Origin of the sequence: Streptomyces sichuanensis, from assembly GCF_020328095.1 — a bacterium.
Taxonomy (GTDB): Bacteria; Actinomycetota; Actinomycetes; order Streptomycetales; family Streptomycetaceae; genus Streptomyces; species Streptomyces cinnamoneus.
The window spans coordinates 1-4,416 of the sequence record NZ_JAIXMK010000230.1 but is presented as its reverse complement, the minus strand read 5'-3'; the positions used below and the strand labels follow the sequence as shown (position 1 = coordinate 4,416).

The following is a 4,416-nucleotide window of genomic DNA, read 5'->3' as shown; positions in this document are numbered from 1 at the left end:
CAGCTGCACTTCGGCTCTTCCCGGCGTGCTGCGCGGTGCTGTCAGGACCATAGGGCGGCGCCGGGAATCGATGCAACCTCCTCGGTAAAATTGTGCACCGGCTAGACCCTGCGGAAGGTGACACGCGAGACTGTCCGCACCAAACCAGGGGAGGAACCGGCATGCCACCAAGGACGGCACCGACGGGACGGCAGCAGAGGCTCGGCGCCGAGCTGCGGAGGATGCGTGAGCAGGCCGGTCTCTCACCCCTGGACGCCGGCCGCGAGCTGGGTGCCGACCGTACGCGCATCAGCAACACCGAGGCGGGCCGCCTCGGGTTGAGCCCGGAAAGAATCCGGACCTTTGCGCGCATCTACTCGTGCCCCGACAGCAAGTACGTAGACGCTCTTGTTGCCATGGCGGACGAACGGGGTAAGGGATGGTGGGAGGAGTACCGGGGAGCACTATCCCCGAGCACGCTCGACCTTGCAGAGCTGGAATATAACGCTTCCAGCTTGACGGTACTTCAGCTCGCGTACATCCCGGGACTTCTCCAGACCGAAGAATATGCGCGCAGCCTATTTCTGAACACCGTTCCACCACTCGCCCCAATAGATGTTGAGCGCCGCGTATCGTTCCGGATGCAACGGAAGTGCGTCATGCAGAGAACCCCGGCAACTCCCTGCACCTTCGTGATCCATGAGTGCGCCCTGCGGATGCTTCACGCTGGTGTGGACGGGCAGCGCCGACAGCTCGACAGATTGATCGATGTCAGCAGCCATGAGGGAGTCACTGTTCGCGTGATCCCCTTCGCTGCCGGATCGTTTCCGGGGGCGAACACGTCCGCAACTTACGCCGAGGGTGCAGTCTCGAAGCTCGATACAGTTCAGATCGACACTGCCCACGGCTCGCTATTTCTCGACGCCGAAGCGCACCTAGAGAACTACCGAAGCATTCTGAGGTACGCCAAAAAGACTGCCCTTACTCCCAAGGAGTCAAGGGATTTTATCCGCAGCATCGCAAATCAACTGTGAAGGCATGGAGATGTCGGAAGTCACGTGGAAGAAGTCGTCTTTCTCTGGCGATAGAGATGAATGTGTGGAAGCGGGGGAGCTCAACGGAAAGGTCGTGATCCGGGAAAGCGACGACCCCGAAGTGATCGTGTCCACCACGCCCGCCAAGTGGCGCGCCTTCATCCTCGGCGTCAAGGCCGGCGAGTTCGACCACCTGATCTAGCGATCTTCCACGCCCAAGAGCCCTCCATCTTCGCAGGTGGGGGGCCTTTGGCATATGCCGGTGCAATTGTTTTCCGGTGCACTATTGCACCGCGGCTTGAGCGGCGCTACGTTCTCCCCCTGCACCGCCGCGTCGGGCGGACGACAGGCGAGACCGCGTCCGGCGCCCCGGTGTAACTCCCGCGCGACTTCGGAGGGTTGAGCGGGAGTCCCCCGAAGCTCTCTCCCCCCGTGCCTTCCTCGCTGGGGGGAGAGAGCGTCCCCCACCCCGCGCAAGGGAGTGCACAGGGCAAATGGCACAGGCGGCCGGAGAAAAGGCACGCGCCGCACTACAAGCGGCACTTGCCAAAGAGGCGACACACCCAGACGAGGGGCGCCGGCGCATACTCGGACAAGCGCTCATTACCAACACCAAGGGACACCCCCTCATGGTGACCAGGCCCTCGGGCTCCCTTGAACTTCCCGGCGGCGAATCCAAAATGGAGGAACCCGCCGTACGGCCCGCCGCCTACGCCCTGCGCCGCCTCGGGCTCCACATGACCCCCGGCCCGCTCCTGGCCGTCGACCACATGGAAGCCATCCCCCTTGGCGCCTATGGCGACCGCCTCACCTTCATTTTCTACTGCGGACAGCTCCCCGAACCCGAGGCCGAGGCCCTGCCCGCCGGCCCGCTACCAGACGACGTGACCGGAGTGCAGTTCTTGCACCCGGCCTACCTTCACCCGAGCCTGACCCCGTACGACCGTCGGTGCCTCGACGCCGCACTCGCAGCCCTCAAGGACAAGACCGGCGCCCCCTACCTGCGCAACGCGCTTCGGATCACTCACCCTCACGCCTTGCCCGCCTGACCCTCGACTGCACCTCGCCCCGGAGGACCCATGCACGCAGTCATCGCGAGCCCCCAGGAAGACAAGTACCTCGTGGCCCGTCCCGGCGCCCGAGCCGGCCTGAAGATCGAAAGGGCCCACTACCGCGAGCTCGCCGCGGCCGTCGACGCCGCCCTCCCCGTCCCCTCCTGGCTCGTCACCAACGCGCACGAGACATGGGGTCTCAACCTCACCAGCGAACGCACCGACCAAGCCGTGATCGTCCGCCCCGAGACCGCCCTCGGCTACAGCCGCGCCACCTGGGAAATCTGCCTCGGCTGCAACTTCCAGTGCGCCCACTGCTACTTACCCGAAAGGCCGTTCGCCGGGCTACCCCTCGGGGAGAAACTCCGACTCCTGGCCATGCTCCGCGACGCCGGTGTGCTGTGGCTCCAGATCACCGGCGGCGAGCCCCTGATCGATAGCGACTTCCCCGCCGCCTACGAACACGCCTACTGCATGGGCATGTTGATCGAGATCCTGACCAACGGGTCACAACTGCACCGCCACGTCGACATGCTCGCGCAGATGCCCCCGCACAAGGTCACCGTCTCCCTCTACGGAGCCACGCCCGAATCCTTCGACGCGCTCACCCGCACGAAGGGCTCGTTCAAGAACACCATGCGAGGACTTACCGCAGCGCAGGCCGCCGGCGTCCCCGTCGAGCTGACCCTGATCATCACCAAGCACAACGCGCACGAGCTCGCCGACATGCGCGCCCTCGCCGAGCAGTACGCCGTCACCCACTCCGAATACTCGAACATCAGCCCCACCTACGCCGGCGGCGCGGCCCCGCTCGGCTCACAGGCCCCCGACTTCATCAGCAAAGAATCCGTCTTCACCGGATGCCCAGCCGGCCACACCTTCTTTCACGTCGATCCCCACGGCCACGCGACCATGTGCAAGATCGGCCGCGAAAACCCGATCAACCTCATGACCGACGGGCTCGACGGCCTGCTGCGCCTGCCGAAGATCGCAGACGCCCAAATGCTTCGCACCGGAGGCTGTAGCGAGTGCGCACTCTCGGCCACGTGCCGAGTCTGCCGACCCCTCGCTCGGGCCTATCAGGAAGCGAAGGCACCACTGCACACCTACTGTCAGCACGGCAACTAAGGAGACAGCGCAATGACCGCTGTACCAGTGGAGATCACGACCGGGCCGCCCACGCTCACCCTCGCGCCGGCCCCCGCCCAGCAGCCGGCACCCGAGCCCGCCGGCATCGTGGCCGTCGCCGACATCGAGACCCTCGCCGCCGGCTCGACCCCCGGCTGCAACGACGACAACCCGTACCAGTAACCGACAACACCCTCACCGGGCCCCACAGCGTTCATACGCTGTGGGGCCCGCTCGTCATGCCACAGGGAGGCACGCTCTTGCCTACGACCCGCACAGCGTTCGAAGACCTACCCGCCACCGTGCGCGCCGCCATCGAGGAACGCACCGGACCCGTAATCGAGGTCGAGACCACCTCGGCCGGCTTCAACAGCCAATTCTCCGCCCGCGTCACCGGCAGAGCCGCCGTCGTCCACCTCAAGGGGCTTCGAAGCGATCACCCCCGCGCATGGACACAGCGCCGCGAGGCGGAGGTGAACGCCCACGTGTACGCGGTCGCCCCCGCCCTACTCTGGCGCCTCGAAGTCGGCGGATGGGACCTGCTCGCCTTTGAGGCCCTCCACGGCCACCACGCCGCCTACACCCCTGGGTCGCCAGACCTACCGAAGGTCGCGGCTACCCTCCAAGACCTCGGCGCCGTGCCCTGCCCAGACATCGAGCTACGCCACGCCGAGCAGCGACTGCACGCCTACGTCGCCCACCCGTCGCACGCCGAGCTCTTCGCCGGCCCCGCTCTACTCCACACCGACCTGAACAATGAGAACGTGATCGTCGTCGACAAGCGGGCCCTGCTCGTCGACTGGGCATGGGCCACCCGCGGGGCCCCCTGGCTCGACGCCGCGTACTGGGTGATCTGGCTCATGGCTGCCGGCGGACACACCCCGGAGTCCGCCGAGGCATGGGCAGCGCGCGTCCCTTCCTGGCACACCGCCTCACGAACAGGCATCGACGCCTTCGCCGCCGCCAACGCGAACATGTGGGAAGAGATCGCCGGCGACGAGCCCGACGAGTGGACCACGCGCCTGCTGCACGCTGCCCGAGGCTGGTCTGCCTACCGCACCGCCCGCTGATTCCGTCCGCCTGCCAGCCACGCCCCCGGCCTGGCAGGCGGACCCACGTCCGGCACGTTCAGCTCAACACCGTGACGCGATGAACGCGCCCACACCTGCCCCCGAGGCCCCACCCGGCTATCGGTTGCGTACGGTTTAACAAAGACCTACCTT

6 protein-coding genes are annotated in these 4,416 nt (G+C 66.3%); all 6 read left to right on the top strand.

Annotated features, from left to right (window positions below):
• Positions 1 to 161: 161 nt before the first annotated feature.
• The 6 genes from LE181_RS31490 (at position 162) to LE181_RS31465 (ending at position 4,263) form a co-directional block, all read left to right on the top strand.
• A complete protein-coding gene (locus LE181_RS31490) occupies positions 162 to 1,013 on the top strand; it encodes a helix-turn-helix domain-containing protein (protein ID WP_225664987.1) in 852 nt (283 codons plus the stop codon).
• Between the two features lie 4 nt (positions 1,014 to 1,017).
• Positions 1,018 to 1,215 carry a DUF397 domain-containing protein gene (locus LE181_RS31485; RefSeq protein ID WP_308103665.1) on the top strand — a complete coding sequence of 66 codons (198 nt, stop codon included), beginning with the start codon at positions 1,018 to 1,020 and terminating at the stop codon, positions 1,213 to 1,215.
• A 427-nt stretch (positions 1,216 to 1,642) separates the two neighbouring features.
• On the top strand, positions 1,643 to 2,062 hold the full coding sequence (locus LE181_RS31480) for an NUDIX hydrolase (RefSeq protein ID WP_225664986.1): 420 nt from the start codon (positions 1,643 to 1,645) through the stop codon (positions 2,060 to 2,062).
• 30 nt (positions 2,063 to 2,092) lie between these two features.
• Entirely contained in the window at positions 2,093 to 3,193 is a 1,101-nt protein-coding gene (locus tag LE181_RS31475; RefSeq protein WP_225664985.1) for a radical SAM protein, read from the top strand.
• Between the two features lie 12 nt (positions 3,194 to 3,205).
• Positions 3,206 to 3,376, top strand: a complete 171-nt coding sequence (locus LE181_RS31470) for a hypothetical protein (protein WP_225664984.1) — start codon at positions 3,206 to 3,208, stop codon at positions 3,374 to 3,376.
• A 77-nt stretch (positions 3,377 to 3,453) separates the two neighbouring features.
• Positions 3,454 to 4,263 (top strand): aminoglycoside phosphotransferase, encoded by an 810-nt coding sequence (locus LE181_RS31465; protein WP_225664983.1) that lies wholly within the window; start codon positions 3,454 to 3,456, stop codon positions 4,261 to 4,263.
• Positions 4,264 to 4,416 lie beyond the last annotated feature (153 nt).